The sequence below is a fragment of the Marinobacter nauticus genome (assembly GCF_003634635.1).
Lineage (GTDB): Bacteria > Pseudomonadota > Gammaproteobacteria > Pseudomonadales > Oleiphilaceae > Marinobacter > Marinobacter nauticus.
The window spans coordinates 199836-222376 of the sequence record NZ_RBJB01000005.1 but is presented as its reverse complement, the minus strand read 5'-3'; the positions used below and the strand labels follow the sequence as shown (position 1 = coordinate 222376).

Annotated in this window: 25 protein-coding genes and 1 pseudogene; 6 read left to right on the top strand and 20 right to left on the bottom strand. The window is 55.2% G+C overall.

All coding sequences use genetic code 11. The features are described from left to right. From pdxJ to C7436_RS16000, 9 genes are all read right to left on the bottom strand, one after another. Complete coding sequence (gene pdxJ, locus C7436_RS16040) at positions 1-735, bottom strand: pyridoxine 5'-phosphate synthase (RefSeq protein WP_121208438.1); 735 nt, start codon at positions 733-735, stop codon at positions 1-3. Continuing rightward, positions 732-1472 carry a DNA repair protein RecO gene (gene recO / locus C7436_RS16035; protein ID WP_023007926.1) on the bottom strand — a complete coding sequence of 247 codons (741 nt, stop codon included), beginning with the start codon at positions 1470-1472 and terminating at the stop codon, positions 732-734. Before recO ends, pdxJ begins: the two co-directional genes overlap by 4 nt. A gap of 7 nt (positions 1473-1479) precedes the next feature. Further along, positions 1480-2397, bottom strand: a complete 918-nt coding sequence (gene era, locus C7436_RS16030) for a GTPase Era (protein ID WP_121208437.1) — start codon at positions 2395-2397, stop codon at positions 1480-1482. Continuing rightward, on the bottom strand, positions 2397-3086 hold the full coding sequence (gene rnc / locus C7436_RS16025) for a ribonuclease III (protein ID WP_011785712.1): 690 nt from the start codon (positions 3084-3086) through the stop codon (positions 2397-2399). Before rnc ends, era begins: the two co-directional genes overlap by 1 nt. Continuing rightward, positions 3083-3469: a DUF4845 domain-containing protein gene (locus C7436_RS16020; RefSeq protein WP_023007925.1), complete on the bottom strand. Its 387-nt coding sequence runs from the start codon at positions 3467-3469 to the stop codon at positions 3083-3085. The genes rnc and C7436_RS16020 overlap by 4 nt, the downstream gene beginning before the upstream one ends. 26 nt (positions 3470-3495) lie before the next feature. Further along, positions 3496-4287, bottom strand: a complete 792-nt coding sequence (lepB, locus tag C7436_RS16015) for a signal peptidase I (RefSeq protein ID WP_023007924.1) — start codon at positions 4285-4287, stop codon at positions 3496-3498. A 12-nt stretch (positions 4288-4299) separates the two neighbouring features. Continuing rightward, on the bottom strand, positions 4300-6102 hold the full coding sequence (gene lepA, locus C7436_RS16010) for a translation elongation factor 4 (protein ID WP_011785715.1): 1803 nt from the start codon (positions 6100-6102) through the stop codon (positions 4300-4302). 104 nt (positions 6103-6206) lie between these two features. Beyond that, positions 6207-8933: a bifunctional diguanylate cyclase/phosphodiesterase gene (locus C7436_RS16005; RefSeq protein ID WP_011785716.1), complete on the bottom strand. Its 2727-nt coding sequence runs from the start codon at positions 8931-8933 to the stop codon at positions 6207-6209. A gap of 225 nt (positions 8934-9158) precedes the next feature. Beyond that, the gene (locus C7436_RS16000; RefSeq protein ID WP_121208436.1) at positions 9159-10067 is read right to left on the bottom strand and encodes a LysR substrate-binding domain-containing protein; all 909 of its coding nucleotides are present in this window, start codon (positions 10065-10067) and stop codon (positions 9159-9161) included. A gap of 159 nt (positions 10068-10226) precedes the next feature. Between C7436_RS16000 and C7436_RS15995 the strand changes: the two genes are divergently transcribed. The 4 genes from C7436_RS15995 (at position 10227) to vapC (ending at position 13111) form a co-directional block, all read left to right on the top strand. Then, complete coding sequence (locus C7436_RS15995) at positions 10227-11345, top strand: S-(hydroxymethyl)glutathione dehydrogenase/class III alcohol dehydrogenase (RefSeq protein ID WP_228198165.1); 1119 nt, start codon at positions 10227-10229, stop codon at positions 11343-11345. 51 nt (positions 11346-11396) lie between these two features. After that, positions 11397-12248: an S-formylglutathione hydrolase gene (gene fghA / locus C7436_RS15990; protein ID WP_121208434.1), complete on the top strand. Its 852-nt coding sequence runs from the start codon at positions 11397-11399 to the stop codon at positions 12246-12248. A 270-nt stretch (positions 12249-12518) separates the two neighbouring features. Then, positions 12519-12713 carry a type II toxin-antitoxin system VapB family antitoxin gene (locus C7436_RS15985; RefSeq protein ID WP_011785720.1) on the top strand — a complete coding sequence of 65 codons (195 nt, stop codon included), beginning with the start codon at positions 12519-12521 and terminating at the stop codon, positions 12711-12713. Continuing rightward, positions 12710-13111, top strand: coding sequence for a type II toxin-antitoxin system VapC family toxin (gene vapC, locus C7436_RS15980; protein ID WP_011785721.1), 402 nt, complete (start codon positions 12710-12712; stop codon positions 13109-13111). Before C7436_RS15985 ends, vapC begins: the two co-directional genes overlap by 4 nt. A gap of 90 nt (positions 13112-13201) precedes the next feature. Here the strand turns inward: vapC and C7436_RS15975 are convergent, their stop codons facing one another. From C7436_RS15975 to C7436_RS15950, 6 genes are all read right to left on the bottom strand, one after another. Continuing rightward, a complete protein-coding gene (locus C7436_RS15975; protein ID WP_121208433.1) occupies positions 13202-13540 on the bottom strand; it encodes a hypothetical protein in 339 nt (112 codons plus the stop codon). Between the two features lie 60 nt (positions 13541-13600). Next, the gene (locus C7436_RS15970; RefSeq protein WP_121208432.1) at positions 13601-14143 is read right to left on the bottom strand and encodes a hypothetical protein; all 543 of its coding nucleotides are present in this window, start codon (positions 14141-14143) and stop codon (positions 13601-13603) included. A gap of 83 nt (positions 14144-14226) precedes the next feature. Then, on the bottom strand, positions 14227-15285 hold the full coding sequence (locus C7436_RS15965; RefSeq protein ID WP_121208431.1) for a hypothetical protein: 1059 nt from the start codon (positions 15283-15285) through the stop codon (positions 14227-14229). Between the two features lie 88 nt (positions 15286-15373). Further along, positions 15374-15979, bottom strand: a complete 606-nt coding sequence (locus C7436_RS15960; protein WP_121208430.1) for a class-II aminoacyl-tRNA synthetase family protein — start codon at positions 15977-15979, stop codon at positions 15374-15376. A gap of 137 nt (positions 15980-16116) precedes the next feature. Then, the gene (locus tag C7436_RS15955; protein WP_121208429.1) at positions 16117-16512 is read right to left on the bottom strand and encodes a hypothetical protein; all 396 of its coding nucleotides are present in this window, start codon (positions 16510-16512) and stop codon (positions 16117-16119) included. A 145-nt stretch (positions 16513-16657) separates the two neighbouring features. Then, a complete protein-coding gene (locus C7436_RS15950) occupies positions 16658-17002 on the bottom strand; it encodes a hypothetical protein (RefSeq protein ID WP_031210109.1) in 345 nt (114 codons plus the stop codon). Between the two features lie 367 nt (positions 17003-17369). Between C7436_RS15950 and C7436_RS15945 the strand changes: the two genes are divergently transcribed. Both C7436_RS15945 and C7436_RS19120 read left to right on the top strand, forming a co-directional pair. Continuing rightward, complete coding sequence (locus C7436_RS15945) at positions 17370-17708, top strand: site-specific integrase (RefSeq protein WP_023008835.1); 339 nt, start codon at positions 17370-17372, stop codon at positions 17706-17708. Continuing rightward, a pseudogene (locus C7436_RS19120) lies at positions 17672-17845 on the top strand (tyrosine-type recombinase/integrase); the annotation flags it as partial. The gene C7436_RS15945 and the pseudogene C7436_RS19120, both read left to right, overlap by 37 nt. Before the next feature lie 251 nt (positions 17846-18096). Here the strand turns inward: C7436_RS19120 and C7436_RS15940 are convergent. The 5 genes from C7436_RS15940 to rpoE all read right to left on the bottom strand — a co-directional run bounded on the left by C7436_RS15940 (position 18097) and on the right by rpoE (position 22363). Continuing rightward, on the bottom strand, positions 18097-19545 hold the full coding sequence (locus C7436_RS15940; RefSeq protein WP_211329887.1) for a DegQ family serine endoprotease: 1449 nt from the start codon (positions 19543-19545) through the stop codon (positions 18097-18099). Between the two features lie 112 nt (positions 19546-19657). Further along, entirely contained in the window at positions 19658-20107 is a 450-nt protein-coding gene (locus tag C7436_RS15935) for a SoxR reducing system RseC family protein (RefSeq protein ID WP_011785725.1), read from the bottom strand. Further along, positions 20088-21146 (bottom strand): MucB/RseB C-terminal domain-containing protein, encoded by a 1059-nt coding sequence (locus tag C7436_RS15930; RefSeq protein WP_121208428.1) that lies wholly within the window; start codon positions 21144-21146, stop codon positions 20088-20090. The genes C7436_RS15935 and C7436_RS15930 overlap by 20 nt, the downstream gene beginning before the upstream one ends. A gap of 17 nt (positions 21147-21163) precedes the next feature. Beyond that, positions 21164-21730 carry a sigma-E factor negative regulatory protein gene (locus C7436_RS15925; RefSeq protein WP_022991046.1) on the bottom strand — a complete coding sequence of 189 codons (567 nt, stop codon included), beginning with the start codon at positions 21728-21730 and terminating at the stop codon, positions 21164-21166. A gap of 15 nt (positions 21731-21745) precedes the next feature. Next, positions 21746-22363, bottom strand: coding sequence for an RNA polymerase sigma factor RpoE (gene rpoE / locus C7436_RS15920; protein WP_011785728.1), 618 nt, complete (start codon positions 22361-22363; stop codon positions 21746-21748). Positions 22364-22541 lie beyond the last annotated feature (178 nt).

Below are 22541 nucleotides of genomic sequence, written 5' to 3'. Positions count from 1 at the left end.
TCAGGCCCTGGCCCGGTCAAGAATCGCCTTCATGTCCCGGACCGCATCTTTCAGGCCGGTAAAGACGGCACGGGCGATGATCGCATGGCCGATGTTCAGTTCATTGATACCCGGGATAGCGGCCACCCGCTCGGTGTTGTGGTAATGCAGACCATGGCCGGCATTCACAATCAGCCCCTTCTTGCGGGCATAGGCCACGGCATCGGCAAGCACTTTGAATGAGGCTTCCACCGCTTCGGGTTCCCCGGCCTCGGCATATTCACCGGTATGCAACTCAACCACCGGCGCACCGCAGCGCACCGCCGCGTCGATCTGTACCGGGTCCGGATCGATAAACAACGAAACCTCGACGCCGATTTTTGCCAGACGATCACAGGCCTTGGCCACCCGCTCTTCCTGGCCATCCACATCCAGTCCGCCTTCAGTGGTGAGCTCCTCGCGTTTTTCCGGCACCAGGCAAACACATTCCGGGCGCACCTGCTCGGCGAACGCCAGCATGGCGTCGGTCACCGCCATTTCCAGATTCATTTTGGTCTGCAGTACTTCCCGCAACAGCAGCACATCCCGATCCTGGATATGCCGGCGATCCTCACGGGGGTGAATGGTGATGCCATCAGCACCGGCTTCTTCCGCCACCAACGCCGCCTGCACGGGGTCCGGGTAACGGGTGCCCCGGGCCTGACGCAGGGTGGCCACATGATCAATATTCACTCCAAGCAGGACTCGGGTATTCATGATTCTCTCCCAGATGACGGATTCGAATGACTGAACAGGGAACGGCTGTGCAGCGGCCGGCCCTGCAAAAGGTAATCCACCAGCACCCGCATGACGCGCTTGGCGGTTTTACGGGGTGCTTCACTCATGAAATCGCCGGCCGCCAGTGCCAGCAATGCCTCACCCGGCAATTGGCGCAATGGCAACTCCGGCGCGAGATTGGAAACGATGCCCTGGCCCGGATCGTAGCCATAGAGCTCGCCTGCCTGTACAGGCATACCTGTATCCGTGGTTTCGTCCCAGGCAAAATCGTAGCCCAGCGAGGCGGCAAATGCGCGCTCAAAATGCCTCAGCAACGGCTCCACATCATCCTGTGAAGACAGATCCGCCAGGGCCTGCAGCGTTTCAATGTAGCTGGCAAACAACGCGGGGGAGGGATCGGCCACCGGTAACACCCGCTGAACCAGTTCATTAATGTAGAAACCACTGTACAACGCGCGGGGTTGGCTGACCGCTGGCGCACTGCGCACTTCCAGCTGCACCAGGGTTTTCAGCTCACTTTTGCCGGTCCAGTCCACTAATAACGGCTGGAATGGCTGAAGCTGGGCCTTGAGCGGGCTCTTGGTGCTGTTGGCGCCTCGGGCAACCACACTCATGCGGCCGTGATTCAGAGTAAACAGATCCACCAGCAAGGCGGTTTCGCGCCAGGGTCGCCGATGGACCACATAAGCGGGCTCTTGCTGCACCGCGCCCTTCATGGCGGCCTCAGAAATCGCTCATGCCCAGGCTTTTCAGAGCCCTGTCGCTGTCAGCCCAGCCTCGCTTGACCTTGACCCAGAGCCGGAGCATCACCTTGGATTCGAACATCCGCTCCATATCAACCCGGGCTTCCTGACCGATACTACGCAGGCGCTCACCCTTATCGCCAATGATGATTTTCTTCTGGCCTTCCCGTTCGACCAGAATCAGTGCCGAAACATGCAGGGTATTGCCCTGGTGCTTGAACTCTTCAATCTCCACTGCCACGGAATACGGCAGTTCAGCGCCCAGTTGACGAGTGATTTTCTCCCGGACCATTTCGGCCGCCATAAAGCGTTCACTGCGGTCTGTGATCTGATCATCGGGGTAGAAGTGGACACTTTCGGGCAGGAAGCGGCCAACAGCCGATTCCAGCGGCTCCAGATTGGTCTCTTTCAGTGCCGAAAGAGGAATGATCTCGGCAAAGTCCCGCTTTTTGGACAGAGCCTCCAGATGGGGCAACAACAGCTCCCGCTTCTCCAGCTTGTCGACTTTGTTGACCGCCAGGATAACCGGGCACTTTACCCGCTTGAGCTTCTCCAGCACCATCTCATCGGCACTGGTCCACGCCAGCTGATCCACCACGAAGACCACCACATCCACGTCGATCAGGGCGGACGCCGCCGCCTTGTTCATATAGCGGTTCAGGGCCCGGGGCTCATCCTCATGCATGCCCGGTGTATCGACATAAATGGCCTGTACCGGGCCCTCGGTCTTGATGCCCAGAACCTGATGCCTGGTGGTCTGAGGCTTCCGTGAGGTGATGCTCAGCTTCTGGCCAAGGATGTGATTGAGCAGTGTGGACTTGCCCACATTCGGCCGGCCGACAATGGCGACGAAACCACAGCGGCTTTCCGGGTTTTCCGGGCGGGTAATATCAGTCATCAGGAATTCTCCACACCCAGTTGCTTGAGTGCATTTCGGGCGGCCTGCTGTTCAGCAACACGTCGACTACTGCCAGTGCCGGTGGTTTTACGGTCCAGCGAGGGCAAGGCGCAGGAGACATGGAAAGTCTGGTTGTGGGCCTCGCCGTCAACAGAAATCACTTCATAGCGCGGCAACGGAAATTGCCTGGACTGCAGGTACTCCTGCAACCGGGTTTTCGGATCTTTCTGGGTGTCCTGAATATCCAGGTTTGCCAAGCGCTGTTCAAACCAGCGTAACACCTGAGCCCGACAGGTATGAAAGTCGCTGTCCAGATAAATGGCCCCGATAATGGATTCCACGGCATCGGCGAGTATGGACTCACGGCGGAAACCACCACTTTTCAGCTCTCCCGAACCGAGCCTCAGATACTGGCCCAACTGAAATTCACGACCGATCTCGGCGAGGGTAACCCCCTTGACCATACGGGCCCGAAGCCGGCTCAACTGCCCTTCCCGGGCCTTCTCGAAATGAAGATACAGATACTCGGCGATCACCATGTTCACGATAGAATCGCCCAGAAACTCAAGACGTTCGTTATTCTGGTTGCCAAAACTGCGATGGGTCAGCGCCAGCAGAAGCCGCTCCGGTTCCTTGAACTGGTAGCCAATGCGGCGCTGAAGTTGGTCTAGGTCTGGTTGTGAACTCACTGGCCCTGAAACTCATACTCGTGCTGGAAGTGCACAACGGTGTCCACGTTCCGGAAGATGTTATTGCGAACCTCGTAATCCACCTTGATCACGACCAGTTCGCCATTTTTTTCAACGGAGATGTTCTTTGGATCAAAACCGTCAACGTTATTCACACTCAGGCGCTTGTTAATCAGGCTGCGCACCTGTGCCGGACCCATCTGTGACAGGCCGTCGGTACCATCCAGGCTTTCCAGAGCCTCCTGGATGGTAAAGTCATCCAGGTAGGCCGGCCCGATCTTGATCGCCAGAGTCAGCAGGCCACCAAAGAACAGAGCCATGATCATCATCGTCAAAGCGCCGCCCTGCTGCGTGTTCAGGCCTGCGGGATAGTGTCTTCTCATCGTCTTATACTCCGGAACCATCAGAATTATTGGATGCCACCCACCCGATCAAAAGATGGCAGACTTGTCAGTGATTTCCAGTGCATCCAGATGGCAAAGGCCTTGCCCACCACCATCTCATCCGGCACCGTGCCCCAGAAACGGCTGTCGTTACTGTTGTCGCGGTTATCGCCCATGACAAAGTAATGGCCTTCAGGAACAACCCATTCTCCCTCACCGGAACCGCTCACCCGCCCCATGGTCAGGTACAGATCATGTTCAACCTCACCCAACTGTTCCCGCCAGCGTTCCATGGGGGGCAAGCGCGCAACGAAATCCCGGGGAACCGGCTCATCATTGATGAACAGTTGCTTGTTGCGGTAACGAATATGATCGCCCGGCAGGCCGACAACCCGCTTGATGTAATTGGTGGTGCCATCCTCAGGATAGCGGAACACCATGACATCACCCCGCTCCGGATCGCCGATCTCAACAATCTTGGTACCGGCCACCGGCAGGCGCAGGCCATAGGCGTACTTGTTGACCAGGATAAAATCCCCCACTTCGAGGGTCGGCAACATGGAGCCTGAGGGGATCTGGAACGGCTCGATCAGGAACGACCGAAGCACCAGGACTACCGCCAGCACGGGGAAAAATGAGCGGCTGATATCCACCAGCCAGGGTTCCCGGTCCTCGAACTCATCGGCTGATTCGTCTACCTGGCCACCCTGCTCTGCGCCGGCAAGCCGACGCTTTCTCAGGAACGCGATGTCCGCCAGCCAGACCGCTCCGGTCACGAAAGTCAGAACCACCAGTACCAGTGGAAAATCAATGTCCATCCAGGTGCCTTTTTAGTTATCCACTTTCAATACAGCAAGAAACGCTTCCTGAGGCACCTCGACATTACCCAGCTGCTTCATGCGTTTTTTACCTTCCTTCTGCTTCTGAAGCAGTTTCTTTTTACGGCTGACGTCGCCACCGTAACACTTCGCCGTTACGTTCTTGCGCAGGGCCTTGACCGTTACCCGGGAGACCACCTGGGTACCAATGGCAGCCTGAATGGCAATATCAAACATCTGACGCGGGATAAGCTCTTTCATCTTCTCAATCAACTGGCGCCCTTTGCGGTGGGACAGATCCCGGTGCACAATCAGCGCCAGGGCGTCGACACGATCCCCGTTGATCAGCACATCCAGGCGAACCAGGTTGGCACTCTGGAAACGGACAAAGTGGTAATCCAGTGATGCAAAGCCACGGCTGGCCGATTTGATCCGGTCAAAGAAGTCCATCACCACTTCCGCCATCGGCAGCTCGTAGGTGAGCTGTACCTGTGTGGACATGAAGTGCATGTTCTTCTGCACACCGCGCTTTTCTTCACACAGGGCAATGACATTACCGAGGTGCTCCTGGGGTACCAGGATGTTGGCCTCGACAATGGGCTCACGCATTTCTTCGATGGAACCAATATCCGGAAGCCTTGAGGGGTTGTCCACCGACAGAGTCTCACCCTGCTTGGTGACCACTTCATAGATTACCGTCGGCGCCGTGGTAATCAGATCCAGGTCGTACTCTCGCTCCAGCCGCTCCTGGATAATCTCCATGTGCAGCATGCCCAGGAAACCACAGCGGAAACCGAAGCCCAGAGCATCCGAGTTCTCGGGCTCAAAGAACAGCGAGGCGTCGTTGAGGGTGAGCTTTTCCAGGGCATCCCGGAAATCGTCATAATCGTCGGCGCTGACCGGGAACAGACCGGCGTAAACCTGGGGTTTCACCTTCTTGAACCCCGGCAGCATCGGGGTTTCTTCCGCAAACTTCTGGTGCACGATGGTGTCACCCACCGGCGCACCGTGGATGTCTTTGATCCCCGCAACAACAAAACCGACGTCACCCGCTTCAAGCACATCGGTGTCGGTCGGCTTGGGATTGAAGACACCAACCTTGTCGGCGTTCCAGGCTTTCTTGGTGGACTTGATAACGATCTTGTCGCCTTTACGCAGTACACCTTCGGTCACCCGAACCAGTGACACCACGCCCAGGTAGTTATCAAACCAGGAATCAATAATCAGTGCCTGCAACGGCGCGCTGCGATCACCCTTGGGGGGCGGAATCTTTTTGATCAGATCCTCGAGTACATCCTCAACACCCAGTCCGCTTTTGGCACTGCAGCGCACGGCATCGGAAGCGTCAATGCCGATAATGTCTTCAATCTCCGCCGCAACCCGCTCGGGCTCGGCCTGGGGCAAATCCATCTTGTTCAGGACCGGCACCACCTCAAGGCCCTGTTCGATAGCGGTGTAGCAGTTGGCCACCGACTGGGCTTCCACACCCTGACCGGCATCCACCACCAGCAGCGCCCCTTCACAGGCGTACAGTGAGCGGGACACCTCGTAGGAGAAATCCACGTGGCCCGGGGTATCGATGAAATTCAGTTTGTAGGTTTCCCCATCCTTTGCCTTGTAGTTGAGCGTAACGCTCTGGGCCTTGATGGTGATCCCGCGTTCCCGCTCCAGATCCATGGAGTCCAGGACCTGTTCGGCCATTTCACGGTCTGTCAGGCCACCGCAGATCTGGATAAAACGATCCGCCAGCGTGGATTTGCCGTGGTCGATGTGGGCAATAATGGAAAAGTTACGGATTCGGCTCAGTTCAGTCACAGACAATGATTACTCATATAAGACGTAGGATTGAGCCCGGAGGGGCCGCTACCGGGATCCGGGAACGGCGTGATTTTACCGGTTACAGGCCGCCATTGCCATGATCAGGAAATAAGCGGCTTCTCGTACTGCCGGATCAGGAATCCGATCAGGGCATCTTCGTCCAGCGGATAGCTGAACAGATTGCCCTGGCACTGGGCGCAACCGGCGGATTTCAGGAACGTCAGCTGCTGTAGCGTTTCCACCCCTTCCGCCACCACCGTCAGGTGCAGCTTGTGAGCCAGGGCGATCACCGCCGACGCCACATCGGTGGCACTGACGTTGTAGGGAATGTCGCGAATGAAGCGATGATCAATCTTGATCACATCCAGCGGCAACTGCTGCAGCGCCACCAGTGAGCAGGAGCCGGTACCGAAATCATCCAGAATCAGGCACACGCCCAGGTCGTTCAGCGACACCAGCAGTTCCCGCAGCATTCTCGGGTCTTCATTGAGCAACTCCGCCGGCATTTCCAGCTCCAGCCGCTCGGGAGATACTCCCGTCTCGGTAATCACCCGCCGGATCATGTCCAGGAAGCCGGAGTCCGTCAGCTGCCGCACCGAGAAGTTCACCGCCATCTTCAGCGACTCGAAACCGGCCCGTTCCAGCGCCTGGACCTGGATACAGGCTTGCCGCAGCGCCAGCTCGCCCAGGCGGATGATCAACCCGGTTTCTTCCGCCAGAGTGATGAACTGCTGGGCCGAGACCAGGCCTTTTTCCGGATGATGCCAGCGCAGGAAAGCCTCCACACCGATCACCCGCTGAGTGGCCAGATCCACTTTTGGCTGGTAGTGCAGGACAAACCGGTCGCCATCGAGTGCCGTGGCCAGCTCTTCCTGTTGTAGCAGACGGCGAGCGGCCTGGATGTTCATGGCCGGCGTGAAGAACTGATAGGTATTGCGCCCCAGTTCCTTGGCGCGGTACATAGCCAGGTCGGCATACTTCATCAGCGCGCCTGCATCCTCACTGTCGTGAGGGATCATGGTGATACCGATGCTGACGGTCACACCTACCTCATGGTCGTTCAGTCGAATGCGCTGGCACAGGCGCCGCAAAATGTTTTCCGCCACTTTGCCGGCGGCTTCGGAGCCACTGATCCGGGACAACAACACCACAAATTCGTCGCCACCGAGCCGGGCCACAGAATCTTCCTCACGGACACAGCCTTCCAGCCATTGCGCGACCTGACGCAGAAGTTCGTCACCGGCATCGTGCCCCAGGGTATCGTTGATCCGCTTGAAACCGTCCAGATCAAGGAACATCAGGGCTGCCGCCTCGCCACTTCGGCGACTGCGACGAACCACGTGATTCAACCGATCCCGGAACAGCTGCCGGTTGGCGAGCCCGGTCAGTGGATCGTAGAACGCCAGCCGGTGCAGTTCGGACTGAGCCGCCTTGAGCTGGGTAAGATCGCGAAGGCTCAGAACCACACCGTTGACGCCAGGCACCGAGAGCATCGCGGTGAAGGTGCCTTCCATATCCCGCCACTGGCCATCTGCATCGCGCACCCGGGCACGCACCACTGGCATCTGTTTGCCCGGGGAGGCCATGGACTCTTCAAAGCCTCTTTGCAGGTGCGACCAGTCATCCATATGCACCAGCTTCTCGAATTCCAGGGCTTCCACCTTGTCCGGATCGAATCCCAGGATGTCACGACTGGAAGGGCTGGCATAGAGCGGGCGCCCACGACGATCCATGACCAGGGTGACGTTGGCTGCGCCCTCAGTGATGGCGCGATAACGGCCAGCGCTGACCTGGGCAATCAGCCGGGAACGAATCAGAGCCAGCACGAACAGCCAGAGCAGCAAACTGATGGCCAGGCCAGAGCCGAGAACAATAGGGGGGCGTGGGTCGGCGGCGAGATAATCAAACGCCGGCGTGGAACGGGTCTGCAGCAGCCATTCCCGGCCACCGTGTCTGATGGTCTGGCTCATTTCAAAGCTGAATTCGTTGTCCAGCGAACCGAGATTGGAGCCATACATCAGGGTATCTCGTGCCACCACCCCGCTGTCGTAGATGCGCACATCCAGAAATGGCGATATCAGGCCAACAATACCGTCGATCAGGTTGTTCATCCGGAAGGCACTGAACACGTAGCCGGCCAGCATCATGCGGCGCTCGGCCCGGATCTCCGGAATCTCGCCGCCCTGGAACACCGGGTAGTACATCAGAAAACCGGCCTGATCCTCGGCGACAGACTCCTGCACCAGCACAACCTTGCCGGTGACCGTCGGGATAGCGTCATCCCTGGCCTGTTCCATGGCAGTACGGTGGATGGGGTCACTGAAAGCGTCATAACCCAGCGCCTTGCGATTACGCTCGGTGCCCGGCTCCAGATAAACCATGGGATAGTAGTAGGGCCCGGTACCCAGGGGCTTGACCAGATAATTGTAAAGCCCCTCCGCCCGAACCGAGGCAATGTGATCGGCCATTTCGCGGACACCAATACGCTCCACGTAGCCGATACCCTCAATGCCAGGGTAATAACGATTGATATCGACGTTGTCGACGTACTCTTTCCACTGATCGCGTGTGACTTTACCGGTGACAGCAAACAGACCGGCACTGCCGGCAAGAACCTGTTCGTAATTGAGCAAGCGTTCTTCAATCGCGGTCTTAAGCTGCAGGGACTGAGTGCGGAATCGGGCCTCGGTGCGATCTTCAACCAGCCGGATGGAGACCTGCCAAAGCAATACCGTCGCAACCACAGACACCAGGAATACCACCCAGGCGATCCAGGAATTGCGCAGCTTCAGCAACTGACGGAGGGGAAGATCCTTTTTGGTCATCATCGTGTTCGGCCCATTCCATGACCCGGTTTATTGTCGAATCCGGCGAGTATAACAAAAGTGTTCTTGAACCCACAGTTTGGCCGGCCGTTGGCGCTGAGGTGTGGCCGACAGCTTGGTCGGTGCTGCTGACACCCTTGGCAATTCAGGCTGGCTTGAGGAGGTACAGACGGGAGCTACGGTCGCAAAGCGCCGTTCTTTGAATACACAATCCCATCGGTTCATTGCTTAATAATCCGCGTTTGCTGCGTCCGGCGGAGAACCGCCAGGTTTCAGGGATTCCGAAAGAAAATCCAGCAGCAGCCTTATCTTCGGCGACAGATGACGGTTATGGGGATACACCGCCCAGATACCGTCATCGTCTTCCTGATAACGGGTCAGCACCGGAATCAACAGCCTGGAATCCAGTGCGCTCTGAACGTAGTAATCCGGAAGCTGAACAATGCCAATCCCCTTGAGGGCGGCGTCAAGCAGGGCCCTGCCACTGTCGCAGCGGATGTTCCCCGTTACCCGCACGTTGCGCGGCTGGCCCAATTCCTGGAAGCGCCAGTAATCCAGGTTTCCCAGCAGGCAGTTGTGGTTCGCCAGTTCGGACAACGAGTGAGGCGTGCCGTGCGTGGCGAGATAATCGGGCGAGGCACACACGTATAGGGTTCGGGATGCGAGACGCCGGGCCATCAAGGTCGAATCCTGCAGCTTTCCCATGCGCACGGCAAGATCGTACCCCTCAGCGACCAGATCCAGTGTCTGGTTGGTAAGCTTCATGTCCACGTCGAGTTCGGGGTATCGCAAAACGAAGTCATTGACCAGCGGCGCAATTGATTTCTCTCCATAGGTCACCGGCGCAGTCAGCCTCAGCCTGCCTCGCGGGACCAGCTGCATGTTGGTAATAGAGCGTTCCGCCTGCTCCAGGGCATCAAGTACCTGCCGGCAGTGCTGGTAAAAGATCTGTCCGGCCTCGGTTACCGACACCCGGCGTGTGGTGCGGTAGAACAACCGCGTCGATAAGCGGGCCTCCAGGGCACTGACCTGACGGCTGACCTGTGCTGTCGACACGTCCAGTCGCTTCGCGGCACGCGTGAAACTCTCGGTTTCGGCAACCGCCACAAACTCGTTTACCCCTTCCCAGCGATACATGATTATCCCTTTTTGCTTTGCGTCAGCCGATTATTACACATACGTAAAGGTGATTTGATAAAAACAGCGATTATCAATCAGAGAACCATAAATACAATATGGCCTTCGTTTGGGCGCGGCGCCCTTCCTGAATGACCAATGGAGAACGTTATGGCTGAGATGATCAAATCAAAAGCAGCAATTGCCTGGGGCCCGGGTCAGCCACTGTCGGTTGAAGAGGTGGACGTGATGCCCCCGAAAGCAGGGGAAGTACGGGTAAAAGTGATCGCAACCGGTGTATGCCACACCGATGCATTCACCCTCTCGGGTGAGGATCCCGAGGGCAACTTTCCAGCCATCCTTGGCCATGAAGGCGGCGGCATTGTAGAGGCGATTGGTGAAGGCGTTACCAGTGTTGCCGTCGGCGATCACGTTATTCCCCTGTATACCCCCGAATGTGGCGAGTGCAAATTCTGCCTGTCCGGCAAAACCAACCTGTGCGGGAAAATCCGCGAAACCCAGGGCAAGGGGCTGATGCCCGATGGCACCAGCCGCTTCTACAAGGACGGCCAGCCCATCTATCACTACATGGGCTGCTCGACCTTCTCCGAGTACACCGTTCTGCCGGAGATTTCGCTGGCAAAGGTCAACAAGGAAGCCCCGCTGGAAGAAGTGTGCCTGCTGGGCTGCGGCGTAACCACCGGCATGGGCGCGGTCATGAACACCGCCAAAGTGGAAGAAGGCGCTACAGTGGCCATCTTCGGGCTCGGCGGCATCGGCCTCTCCGCGATTATTGGCGCGACCATGGCCAAGGCGAGCCGAATCATTGGCATCGATATCAATGACAGCAAATTCGACCTGGCACGACAGCTTGGCGCAACCGACTGCATCAATCCCAAAGACTATGACAAGCCGATTCAGGAAGTGATCGTTGAACTGACTGACGGTGGCGTGGACTATTCCTTCGAATGCATCGGCAACGTGGATGTCATGCGGTCCGCACTGGAATGTTGCCACAAGGGATGGGGCGAGTCGGTCATTATTGGCGTTGCCGGGGCAGGCCAGGAAATTTCCACCCGCCCGTTCCAGCTCGTTACCGGTCGCGTCTGGAGAGGATCCGCCTTCGGCGGGGTCAAAGGCCGTTCCGAGCTACCCGGCATTGTTGAACGCTACATGCAAGGGGAGTTCAAGCTGAATGATTTCATCACCCACACCATGGGCCTCGATGACATCAACGAAGCCTTTGAGTTGATGCACGAAGGCAAGAGCATTCGCAGCGTTATCCATTTCGACAAGTGATGGTGAGGGCGGCCCGCCGCTTCGGCGGGCCGCCCCGCAACGGAGTGTCCAATGACCCTTGAAAACCTGAGCAGTAACAAAAGTTTTGGTGGCTGGCACAAACAGTACAGCCATCCGTCCGAAAGCCTTGGCTGCGCCATGCGCTTCGCCATCTACCTGCCACCGCAGGTTGCCAACGGACAGAAAGTGCCGGTGCTTTACTGGCTTTCCGGCCTCACCTGCACAGACGAAAACTTCATGCAGAAAGCCGGCGCCCATCGCGCGGCTGCAGAACTGGGCATGGCCATCGTGGCACCGGATACCAGCCCCCGGGGCGATCACGTTGCCGACGATGAAAGCTACGATCTTGGCCAGGGGGCGGGCTTCTATGTAAACGCGACCGAAAGCCCATGGCATCCCCACTACCGCATGTACGACTATGCTCTCAATGAGCTGCCTGCACTGATCGAATCTGTTTTCCCGGTAACGAATCAACGCTCGATTGCGGGCCATTCAATGGGTGGTCATGGCGCCCTGGTTCTGGCTATGCGCAACCCGGCGCGGTACCAGTCCGTGTCGGCCTTCAGCCCGATCAGCAACCCGGTAAACTGCCCATGGGGCAAAAAGGCCTTTACTGCCTACCTGGGCAAAGACAGCTCGCGTTGGGCCGAATACGACGCCAGCCTGCTGATGCGGGATGCAACACAGTTCGTACCGGCACTGGTCGACCAGGGGGACGCGGATAACTTTCTGACTGATCAACTTCGGCCAGAGGCGCTTGCGGCCGCAGCCAGCACCAGCAATTACCCGCTGGAGCTCAATTTCCGGGAGGGCTACGACCACAGCTACTTCTTTATCTCGAGCTTTATCGAGCAGCATCTGCGATTTCATGGCCGGCATCTGGGGTGTGGCTCAAATTATTGATATCGAGACAGACTGGGCGTAGGTTTTTCAGAGCAGTGGGAAATTGGCTCATATTGCAGCGGGGGCTTGCCAGTGTTCGCTTTTGTTGAGTCTTGCCGGGGATGTGGACGTTCGCGAAGCGAATATTCAGACTAGGGGTGACGCCCGGCTCACGCGCCGGTTTGGAGCCGTGTAGCGGCGGAAAATCGGTCGCTGTGCAGCCGATTGTTATGTTTTCCTCAAAGTGCTAGATTGTGTATAGAGCTAGACATTTATACACATAGGTGCCATATGAGAACGAACATCGTCATTGACGACCAACTGATGGCCGAAGCCCTCAAAGCTTCCGGCTACGAAACCAAAAAAGAGGCCGTTGAGCAAGGCCTGAAACTTCTGGTCCAGCTTAGCAAGCAGCAGGAAATTCGAAAGCTGCGTGGCAAAATTAAGTGGGAAGGCGACCTGGATGAAATGCGGAGCGCCGGATGATACTGGTGGATACCAGCGTCTGGATCGACTATTTCAACGGAGTCAAGAACCCGCAGACTGACCTGTTGGATGCCTCAATAGTCCAAGGATCCGTCGCTATCGGCGACCTCATATTTCTGGAAATCCTGCAAGGCATCCGCAACGACAAACACTATCGTCAGACCAAACAGAGCCTGCTCTCGCTGGAACAGTATGAAATGTTTGGCAAAGACATGGCACTTGTTTGCGCGGACAATTATCGGGCACTCCGCAAAAAGGGCATCACAATCCGAAAAACTGCCGACGTCATCATCGCGACCTTCTGCATAGAGAAAGAGCTACCACTGCTGTTTCTAGATCGCGACTTTATCCCTTTCGTCGATCACCTTGGACTTGAGCCTGCTCTGAGAGAAACATAAAGCCGAAGCACAGCGGCGACCTTGGAGTGGCGACGAAAGAGCCACGTAAAGGGCGTCCGGCGGCCATCGGCCGCGAACTGCTGCGCCTTGTTATGCACGTTGAGCCACCTTGCGAGACGCCACGATGAAGATGATTAGCGGCAGCCACACCAAAATTGCCAGAATGGCCGCTTTCAAGCTATAGGGTGCAAACATTAACCCGTAGACCGCCCACGCTGGAAGGTTGAGCCAGGCCGACACAATGTCAGATACCCAAAACCCCTGACAGTGAAAACCAATCACCATTGCATCAGTAAGATAGCAACCAACAGATTCAGAGGTCAGCGCACCACGCCCGATGAACAATGCGACGAGGATATCTGCCAACACGGCCAAACCGATCAATGTCAGCGCTCCACCTGATAATTTTTTAGCGATTGACCAGTTCATCATCCTGCATAACGCTAAAGCGCACCGGCGCACTTTAGTGCGTCCGCGTGACGCGACTTGTTATGCATTTTCTAGTTTCCGGACTACCTTCCGGGCAAGCTCTTGGTACTCGATCGCCTCTTGATAATCCAGGTCTGTATCACTCATATGCACAGCTTGGTTTCGCAAAAATCTGAGGCTTTTTAGAGTTTCGATGGTGCTATTTCCTAAGCGCGCGTATTCAGGGTTTTCAGCGTGTCCCTGCCCAAGTCGAAATGGCTTTCTCTTATCAAACTCTAGGCCATGTTTTTCCGCATATACCTTGAGTGCTTTCTCGACTTGCAGCCAAGATTCAATGATGGCGCCTCTGGGTGAGTACTTCGCGAGCTCGCTCATCTCAGAGCCATCATCCAAAGGCTCGGCCAATGTCGAGTCGGAAGCAGCGGTTTCGAGAGCTACTTCTAATTCCCTTTCAAAATCAACTTCCGTGTCTTTGTGTTTGAGTCTTTTCACTTTGCGGAGGACGGCACCGATATCACTCCGAAGCAAAAAGACGATAAGTATGACCGTGACTGGCCAAGCCAAGCTATCTGTCATACCTAGGATAAACTCAAACGAATCCATCTAACTTCCCTGCATAACACCTTGCTCACCGGTAAATTAGGAGCGCAGCGAGTAATTTATCCGCGTGCAGCAACTTGTTAGAACTAAGTTGTGGTGAAAATATAATAAACATAATTTCCCAGGACACCTGCTCCAACGCTAACGATGAAGGAAAAAAACCATATGAAGTAACTTCTTTTCTCTCTCGCTATTAGTTTTTCTCTTCTTTGCTTAGCTTCTTTAGTCAGAACCACGAAACTTGGCTTTTCTCGTTCTGAGAGAAATATACACCAGACCGCCATCGCCATACCAAAAGCAAAAGAAATAATTCTGTACCCAAAGCCAACTTTCGTAATTCCATTTTCCGGGCGCAATGCCTCAAGGGTAAGGTCAACTTTTTCACCCAAATCCTGAATCGTTAAGGGTTTAGAATCAATCACTTCTTGATAGTTGTGAAATATGCTTTCCACTTGGGCTTTCTGAATATATTCGTTCATCCATTCAGGGAAGAGCATCCCGCCAAATAAAAATGCTAGTGATAATAGAGCAAAAGCTACCGATAAAAATGAATTATTAGGCTCCTCCTCCAAAACATGATCTATTTCTTGTTTCAAAAGGTTTTCAATGTCATCACCCCAAGTCCTTTCTGTATGGCTTATTCTATATGATATAACGCCCACCTTATGCTTTGAGGACATTATTCTCCTAACTGGATCTTCCGGCTTTGACGCTGCAGGAGCTTTAGAAGAGAGATAAACTCCAATTTCTTGCTTTTCAGGAATGTCCTTGTTGGGAAAACTTACAAGGTAAGTCCATGTTATTCGCACGGACTGGGAAGTAATCTTCTTTGTCTCAGAAAAATGCTGGAACGCTTCGACTGAATTTAAAGTTCTTTTAAGATTGTCTTCATAAAATATGATCGCTTTAAAATCCGTCAAGCTTGCATGATTTTGCTGCTTTATTCTCTGGTCAACTAATGCGTGCAAGTGCAAGAGCCATTCATGGTTAACATCAAATGTTCCGTAAAGCTCTCTTTCAATCGTTTGCGCCTGACCTAAAAGGCTTGAGATAAACCCACCAAGCTTTTCAGGTGAAACGGGAAGGTTTATATCCTGTCCGTCGTCTTTATCCTTTATTACCAAATCAAACGATGATCCCGTCATAACATTAAAACTCACGTCTTAAAGTGTTTGAGAAATTCTAACGCGGAGCGCACCGGCGCACTTTAGTGCGTCCGAGTGACGCGATTTGTTATACCTTTTCCCAGCTCAAACCCACGTCCGTAGAGCGAGCCTGGTACTGGTGTTTGAATTTAGATACTAGCGGGCTGGCTAACAGTGAATGAGCGGCATTCGGATTATGGAGTACCACCAATTCTTTGGTTGCCAAGAATGCTACCGCAATCGCACTGATATATTCCTTTCGATTGGTAAATAAGCCGGGGCGCCGGCTTACTTCTACAACTTGGCCATCCTTCTGCTTCATAAACTCCGCGGCTCCCATCATCGCAGACTGAACGTTCTGGATGAGGAGCAAATCTCTCACGGCGAAGTCTCTCTTGTCGCAGAGTACAACTACACACGGCTTGTCAGTAGCCCCATATCCTTTAAATTGAATAGATGCACTCTTCACACGATCTGCTATTCGGTCAGAGTTGGTGCTGTATATTTCGTGATGTCCTTCTAGAACCTTTTTCTCGTAAGGGTTTTCGACAAATTCTTTTACCTCCCAATAACTGGTCAAGCTTTCGACCCAAATCTCAAAGTCAGGTGTAGGCTCACCCAACTCAGGCAGTTTTCGATGCTCTATACCAAGGTCAGTAAGGATCTCGTCTACTAGGGTTTCCGACTCGTTCATAGGTTCACGTAGGTATAACGCCGTGCTCTGCGGCAAATTTGGAGCGCAGCGGAAAATTTGTCCGGCAGCAGCGCTTGGTTATGCGGCTTGGTGCTTCTAATTAAGAACAGACTTCGCTATCGTGCATGGCTGTAGTCCTACCCTTTTGGCAGAATCTTGCTCAAGATCGAATGCTTATTTTTTTCAATGCTCTCAGCTTGCCTATCCAATTCATTCAAGTGGCGAACCAAAAAATATCCCGATACTACGCTACCTGATATTACAAGCAATGAGCCAAAACCAAGTAGTCCCAGAGAGACTCCGTTATCCATAATTTCTCTATCAAGGAACCAGATCATATCAATGCCTTCGCCTACACAAGCGAGCAAAACCAATAGATATCCCAAGATTGAGCATTGCTTCCCAGGTGCTTTTTCCGCGAAAGCCTCTGCACTTGCATAAGCTTTTCCATAACCTTCAGAGACTGAGGCAGAAAGCACATTTGCGATCTCTAAGGCCTTAATAGCCTTATCAACTTCATTATTCTCCTCCATTCTACTCTCCCGCTCATTGTTTATTTTAATGGTGCCGCATAACGCAGAGGTAACGGGCGCGTTGGTGAAGGTGATGGTTGTGTGACAATTTGCGAAGCAAATGCACAAACAGCACCGGAGCCAAGGCGTCCCGTTGACCGTATTGTTATGAATTACCGTACTCGCCAATTATCTCGATCTTACCCACAATATTATCATTGAGTTCTTCAAGTTTCTCTGCGGGAACCCACCACTCTGTGTGCCTCTTAGCACCCACGGTTTTTATTGGGAAACGATCCATAAATTCTTTTTTCACCTCGAATTTAGATACGTAGCCCTTCCCAAAATCGGTAATGTTCCACTGAGTCAGCTCGATGGCGTATTCCTCACTGGTAACTGGGTAGAAAATTGGTTGTTCTGGTAATCTAGGTGGCCACCGCGTAAAACCGCTTTCCTCTACCAAATCCAATTCCTTTTGCCCGAGCGGGCGATAGCACGTTACTGTAGTCATTTAGTACTCGTTAAAAATTCATAACAGCTTATTGGTTTGAATTCTTATTAAACCGCAACGCCACGACCCCGTCCAAAACTGAGTCACGGCCCGGATAATCTCGACTTTTCAAACCCTTACCATCCGGCTCCCAAGTGCTTTTCCTGTCTTGCTTCTGTGAAAAGTTTGCAAGCAAGTTATTGTTGCACGTTTCTGCAAGTGAAATCCAAAAGGCCAAAAATTTCCGTCTCTAAATCAATGGGCTACTAGTGTGCTCTGTGAAAAGTGTGCGGCCTTATGCAAATCAAACCGCAGAATTTTTGGCATTCCCGAGACTTTTTCATTATAACTGTATACATATACAGCACTCAGCCACGGAGGGGCGACTGTGTCAAAATCACCGTTTCTGCAATCGGTTCGCACAGAAATCAGGACGAAGCAGTACAGCTATCGAACAGAGAAAACCTATCTCTACTGGGTCCGCCAGTTCATTCTGTTCAATGACAAGAAGCACCCTGAGGTGATGGGTAATCGCGAAATTGAGCGTTTCCTGAATCATCTCGCCGTAAATCGAGGGGTCAGCCCCGCCACCCAAAACCAGGCACTCTGCGCCATAATTTTCCTTTACAAGAATGTGCTGAAAAGGGAGATCGAAAACCTGCATTACAAGATGTCGAAGACTCCTCGGCGCATACTTTTCGCCACGCTTTTGCCACCGAGCTACTGAGATCGGGAAGTGATATCCGAACGGTCCAGGAAATCCTCGGCCACAGCGATATTCGGACGACTGAAATCTACACCCACATTATTGGCGATCGAAGAGCTGGAACAGTTAGTCCATTTGATCGTTTGCCGGGTTCTTGAGAAATGACCAAGCGCCCAACCAAGGCAGAAAGAGCCGGGGATCTCTGAGGCCATCCGAATGTTCGCTTTTGTTTAAAAAGCGGCTTAATCGTTAATGACAGAAATTCCGGGTCGACTTGGCGGGCACAAAGCATCGAATGGCTTTTATAGTGCTCGCCCAAAACGGACAAACTAAGGCTTGAAAACCAAAAGCCCCCGAACGTGTCCTGACACGCCGGGGGCCCAATCTTACTTGAAATGTGGTTATCGACTCAGGGCTTCATGACCAGATAGATTGCCCGACCCTGCCTTACAATCCGGACCGAAACCGCCCGGTTTTCCGGCAAGTCGCGGACCACCGACCGGAAGTCCTCCACCGAGCGAATCTGCTGGCGGTTGATCTCGGTAATGATGTCCCTGGCACGAATACCAGCCTCAAAAGCCGGGCCACGATCCACCCCAGCGACTACAACACCGCCTTCCACGCCGACGGAGCGAGCAGTCTCGGGGGCCAGTGGCTCAACGGACAACCAAAGCGGTGCGCCCGCGCTATTGTCGCGGCTACCGGTTGAGGGCTGGGCAGCGTCATCGCCGTCTTCCGGCAACTTGCCAATTTCCACGTCGAGGGTGATTTCATCACCACCGCGCAACACGGTCAGGCGCGCAGATTCACCTACCGGTGTGCGGCCAACCATGGGCGGCAGGTCAGAGGACAACTGAACATCCTCGCCATTATATTCCAGCACAATGTCACCGGCTTCAAGGCCACCCTGCTCCGCCGGTGAATCCGGCATCACTTCGGCAATCAGCGCGCCACGGGGACGGCGCAGCCCGAAACTCTCGGCCAGATCCCGGTTCACTTCCTGAATAAGCACGCCCAACCAACCCCGGGCCACGGCGCCTTTGTCGCGGAGCTGGCGGAAAACGTTCATGGCATCGTCAATGGGAATGGCGAACGACACCCCCATGAAGCCGCCGGAGCGGGTGTAAATCTGGGAGTTTATGCCCACCACTTCGCCTTCCAGGTTGAACAGCGGGCCACCGGAGTTACCGGGGTTAATGGCAACGTCGGTCTGGATAAACGGCACGTAGTTCTCGGATGGCAGCGAGCGGCCCAGAGCACTGACAATGCCCGCCGTCACCGTGTAGTCAAACCCGAATGGCGAGCCGATCGCGAAAACCCATTCGCCGACTTTCAGATCCCGGGAACGTCCAACGCTGACCACCGGCAGGTCTTCACCATTCTCGATTTTGAGAACCGCCATATCCGAGCGGGGATCGGTACCCACGATAGTGGCGGAAAACTCGCGGCGGTCATTCAGGCGCACAATCACTTCATCGGCACCCTCAACCACGTGATTGTTGGTCAGTACATAACCATCGGCTGACACAATAAAGCCGGAGCCCATGCTCCTGCGCGGCTGCTGCGGCCGAGGGGAACCACCAAAAGGAGACTGCGGGCCGCGGAAAAAATCCTGAAGGAAAGGCGGCAACTGCTCCAGTTGCCTTTCATCAAAAGGGAGCCCATGGAAGCCAGAGCTCTGGCTGCCCGGATCCGTCGTGGTACTGATATTCACCACCGCACTGGAGTTATCTTCTACCAGTTCAGTGAAATCCGGCAGGCCTCTGGCTGCGACGCCCTGGCTCCAGAATACCGACACCATGGCAGCCAGCATCAGCAGAACGCCCAGCATGGCACCGGGCCTGGCCAGGGAAGGCATACGGGCAGCTTCTATATTTTTTTCTGGCATGTAGAACCCCCTGATTTTACTTGCGTTTATAGAGCTATTCTGGGGCTGGGGCGTGAATTTTCAACTTAAAAAACGGTAGGGATCATGGACATGTCGAGGATGGAATTGTCTTTATCCTCAACAACCGCGGCTGGTAGCGATCACCGGCCCCGGCCTGCCAACGCTGCACCAGCCAGAACCCGACGCCCAGGCCTGCCACCGCTCCGGCGATGGCGCCCAGGTCTGACCCCGCGGCCCAGTTATGAGCCATCACACTGGCAAGCACCATCAGCACCAACGGCAAACCGTAAATAATCAGCGAGGCATTCAGCAGCGACTGTTCATCCAGCCCGATGACCACTTCATCCCCCACCCGGGCGCCCACGGAATTATCTACCAGCACCTGGTTCGCCCGGCCGCCGGATACCGCAGCCAGGGCTCGCTGCCCGCAGCCCGAGCGGGCCGAGCAACTCTGACAGGCACTGGTTCTTATCGTCTGAACCCAAACCTGATCACCCACCAGGGCCACGACTTTACCGGTTTCCGTGATCATGACCGGACAGCTCAGCTACGAAATCGTCATCCACTTCCACGGCATCTGCCACCTTTCGTGCAGTGCCCGGCGGAATTTCACCAACCACCGCTATCAGGAAGGGGCGATCAGAGACCATGACTTCGCGCATGTAGATGGTGGTTGCCCCGATACGGGAAGCGCCTGTCGGCATTTTCAGCCGCCCGACAGGCTCGACAAATACGGAAAACGCAGCCAGGCCATCGGAGAACGCCACGGCCTTGCCACTGCCCGAACGTGGTGCAGCCGCCGGCACAAAGCCCTCCGGCTGCCAGGACAGAGTCCAGCCATTCATCCGGCCAACCGATGACTCCTGTTTCCGGCCATCGTCCAGGGTACGGCTAATCTCACGACCACGGGTCTGAACCTCGAGTTCCTCGTCGGAAATATCGTCAGTGATCTCAAGATCGGTGAACTGAAAATGCTCCAGTACCTCACCGTTTACATCCCGCACCTGGCTCTTGACCAGTAGCCCCGTCTCTTTTTCCAGCCAGAGGCGGTGGCTGTAGCGATCATCATCCCGGGCCCCGAGCGCCACGATCACCACATCGTAGCCGGCGACCCGGTCTTCACCCGCCAGTTCAGGCAGATACCAGCGGCCAAACGGCATCAACTGACTGGTAAACGCTTCTGCGAACGGGCCGGAAGGAATCACCTCGTCCAGCCGGACCCTGCCCCGGTCAGGCAATACACAGACCACGTTCATGCCTTTACGGACGATTTCACCACTGCCGCCGTCCTGCATCACCAGGCGTTCCTCAACACGCCCGTTCCGGTAACGGTGGGCAATGCGCATGGAATGTACCTGATCGCCCCGGGCATAAACAAAGACCCCGCGGTACGAAGTCATGTTGAGTGCAGGGCCAAGCCGCTCCAGCCAGGCCATGGCCGCCGGAGCTTCACCGCTTTTCGTTGTCTCGCTGGCCAACTCGGCCCTCACCGGATTGATCAACAGGCACAGCAGAGCCACAAGAGCGGCAACCGCTCCGAATACCGACCTGCTGGATACCCGGTTATTCATAAATCCATGCTCCCGGCTCAATAGTTACCACTGGCGCTGACCAGGCGGGCGTAACCCACCGAGCCACGACCTGCACCCACGCTGTTGTGCTGGGCATGCTCAAGCAGGTACTGACGCATCTGGCGCAACTGGTCTTCGTCCAACCGCTGCAGTGCCACTTCCTCAACCGCCGCCGACAGCGTTACCGCAGAGGCTGAAGGCTCGGCACTGCCGCCGGCCAGTGCCTGAACAGATACTCCGGTGCGGGTATCCCAGCCGGCTCCGGCACCGAAGCCCACAATCAGCGCCATGAACACCATGGCGGCCACCGGCCAGCGCCAGACCGACACCCTGGGCACCTCCACCGGCGACCGGGCCTGTTCTGAGCGAGCATGGCCATCGAGCGCTTCCCTCACCGCGCCGGCAACATCAATACCATCGGCAGGACCGTGCTGCTCGTGCATCAGATCACGTATCTGCTGCCATCGCTGCCACTGGCCGCGCACGTCCTCCTGGTTGCCATGTGACAACAACCGACGAACCGATAGCTCATCGGCCTCGTCATCCATCATCGAAGACAGTGTTTCTCTGAGACGCTCATCCATAGGATGCAACCTCATTCACGTTACTGACTGATCAAGAAGCGGGCCAAGGTGGCGATCCACCGAGTCCCGCGCCCGGAAAATTCTTGAGCGCACGGTACCTATGGGGCACTCCAGTATCCGGGCAATATCTTCATAACTCAGGCCATCGTATTCCCTGAGCAGGAACGCCGACCGCAGTTCCTCCGGCAGGCTGGCAATGGCTTCCGCAAGAGCTTTCTGCAACTGCTCCCTCTGCAGCAACCGCTCCGGCGAGGCCGGGTCACGCAGTCGGCCGCCATCATCAAAGTTTTCCGCATCGGTGACATCCGCCGATCCCTGGGGCCGCCTGCCGCGGGCCTCAAGGAAATTCTTGGCGGTGTTTACGGCAATCCGGTACAACCAGGTGTAAAACGCGCTGTCGCCGCGAAAGCGATCAATCGCGCGGAAGGCTTTGACAAAGGTTTCCTGAGTCAGATCCATGACTTCCTGGCTGTCGTAGACATAGCGGCTGATAATAGACGCGACCCTGGACTGGTATTTCACCACCAGCAGATCGAAGGCCGCACGATCTCCGTTCCGGACCTTGCGAACCAACTGCAGATCCGTCTGGCTGTCGGACTGCTCACCGGGTTTCCAGTCATTTTCAGGCGTCATGGACGAAGCAACAGAAAGTCCTGTTTTGGGAGCCAGTGGTCTGGCCTCGATACGAGTGGCTTGTGTCATTGGGCTGTTCCAGCGTTCGTTCACTAACCCTTGATGCAGACCGCACCCGGCTGACAGGGTTATCCGTTAGCCCAAATAGACAGCAAGCGTAAAGTTTAGTTCAATACAC

What these genes read in the sequence shown, in the direction of transcription:
- C7436_RS15995 (WP_228198165.1), top strand. Translation starts at nt 10,227, where the DNA reads ATGATCAAATCAAAAGCAGCAATTGCCTGGGGCCCGGGTCAGCCACTG.
- C7436_RS15970 (WP_121208432.1), bottom strand. Translation starts at nt 14,143, where the DNA reads ATGGATTCGTTTGAGTTTATCCTAGGTATGACAGATAGCTTGGCTTGG.
- C7436_RS15940 (WP_211329887.1), bottom strand. Translation starts at nt 19,545, where the DNA reads ATGCCTTCCCTGGCCAGGCCCGGTGCCATGCTGGGCGTTCTGCTGATG.
- recO (WP_023007926.1), bottom strand. Translation starts at nt 1,472, where the DNA reads ATGAAGGGCGCGGTGCAGCAAGAGCCCGCTTATGTGGTCCATCGGCGA.
- C7436_RS15955 (WP_121208429.1), bottom strand. Translation starts at nt 16,512, where the DNA reads ATGGAGGAGAATAATGAAGTTGATAAGGCTATTAAGGCCTTAGAGATC.
- C7436_RS15965 (WP_121208431.1), bottom strand. Translation starts at nt 15,285, where the DNA reads ATGACGGGATCATCGTTTGATTTGGTAATAAAGGATAAAGACGACGGA.
- C7436_RS15985 (WP_011785720.1), top strand. Translation starts at nt 12,519, where the DNA reads ATGAGAACGAACATCGTCATTGACGACCAACTGATGGCCGAAGCCCTC.
- vapC (WP_011785721.1), top strand. Translation starts at nt 12,710, where the DNA reads ATGATACTGGTGGATACCAGCGTCTGGATCGACTATTTCAACGGAGTC.
- C7436_RS16020 (WP_023007925.1), bottom strand. Translation starts at nt 3,469, where the DNA reads ATGAGAAGACACTATCCCGCAGGCCTGAACACGCAGCAGGGCGGCGCT.
- C7436_RS16005 (WP_011785716.1), bottom strand. Translation starts at nt 8,933, where the DNA reads ATGATGACCAAAAAGGATCTTCCCCTCCGTCAGTTGCTGAAGCTGCGC.
- C7436_RS15935 (WP_011785725.1), bottom strand. Translation starts at nt 20,107, where the DNA reads ATGATCACGGAAACCGGTAAAGTCGTGGCCCTGGTGGGTGATCAGGTT.
- C7436_RS15975 (WP_121208433.1), bottom strand. Translation starts at nt 13,540, where the DNA reads ATGAACTGGTCAATCGCTAAAAAATTATCAGGTGGAGCGCTGACATTG.
- C7436_RS15950 (WP_031210109.1), bottom strand. Translation starts at nt 17,002, where the DNA reads ATGACTACAGTAACGTGCTATCGCCCGCTCGGGCAAAAGGAATTGGAT.
- fghA (WP_121208434.1), top strand. Translation starts at nt 11,397, where the DNA reads ATGACCCTTGAAAACCTGAGCAGTAACAAAAGTTTTGGTGGCTGGCAC.
- era (WP_121208437.1), bottom strand. Translation starts at nt 2,397, where the DNA reads ATGACTGATATTACCCGCCCGGAAAACCCGGAAAGCCGCTGTGGTTTC.
- pdxJ (WP_121208438.1), bottom strand. Translation starts at nt 735, where the DNA reads ATGAATACCCGAGTCCTGCTTGGAGTGAATATTGATCATGTGGCCACC.
- lepB (WP_023007924.1), bottom strand. Translation starts at nt 4,287, where the DNA reads ATGGACATTGATTTTCCACTGGTACTGGTGGTTCTGACTTTCGTGACC.
- C7436_RS15930 (WP_121208428.1), bottom strand. Translation starts at nt 21,146, where the DNA reads ATGAATAACCGGGTATCCAGCAGGTCGGTATTCGGAGCGGTTGCCGCT.
- C7436_RS15960 (WP_121208430.1), bottom strand. Translation starts at nt 15,979, where the DNA reads ATGAACGAGTCGGAAACCCTAGTAGACGAGATCCTTACTGACCTTGGT.
- rpoE (WP_011785728.1), bottom strand. Translation starts at nt 22,363, where the DNA reads ATGACGCCTGAAAATGACTGGAAACCCGGTGAGCAGTCCGACAGCCAG.
- C7436_RS16000 (WP_121208436.1), bottom strand. Translation starts at nt 10,067, where the DNA reads ATGTATCGCTGGGAAGGGGTAAACGAGTTTGTGGCGGTTGCCGAAACC.
- C7436_RS15925 (WP_022991046.1), bottom strand. Translation starts at nt 21,730, where the DNA reads ATGGATGAGCGTCTCAGAGAAACACTGTCTTCGATGATGGATGACGAG.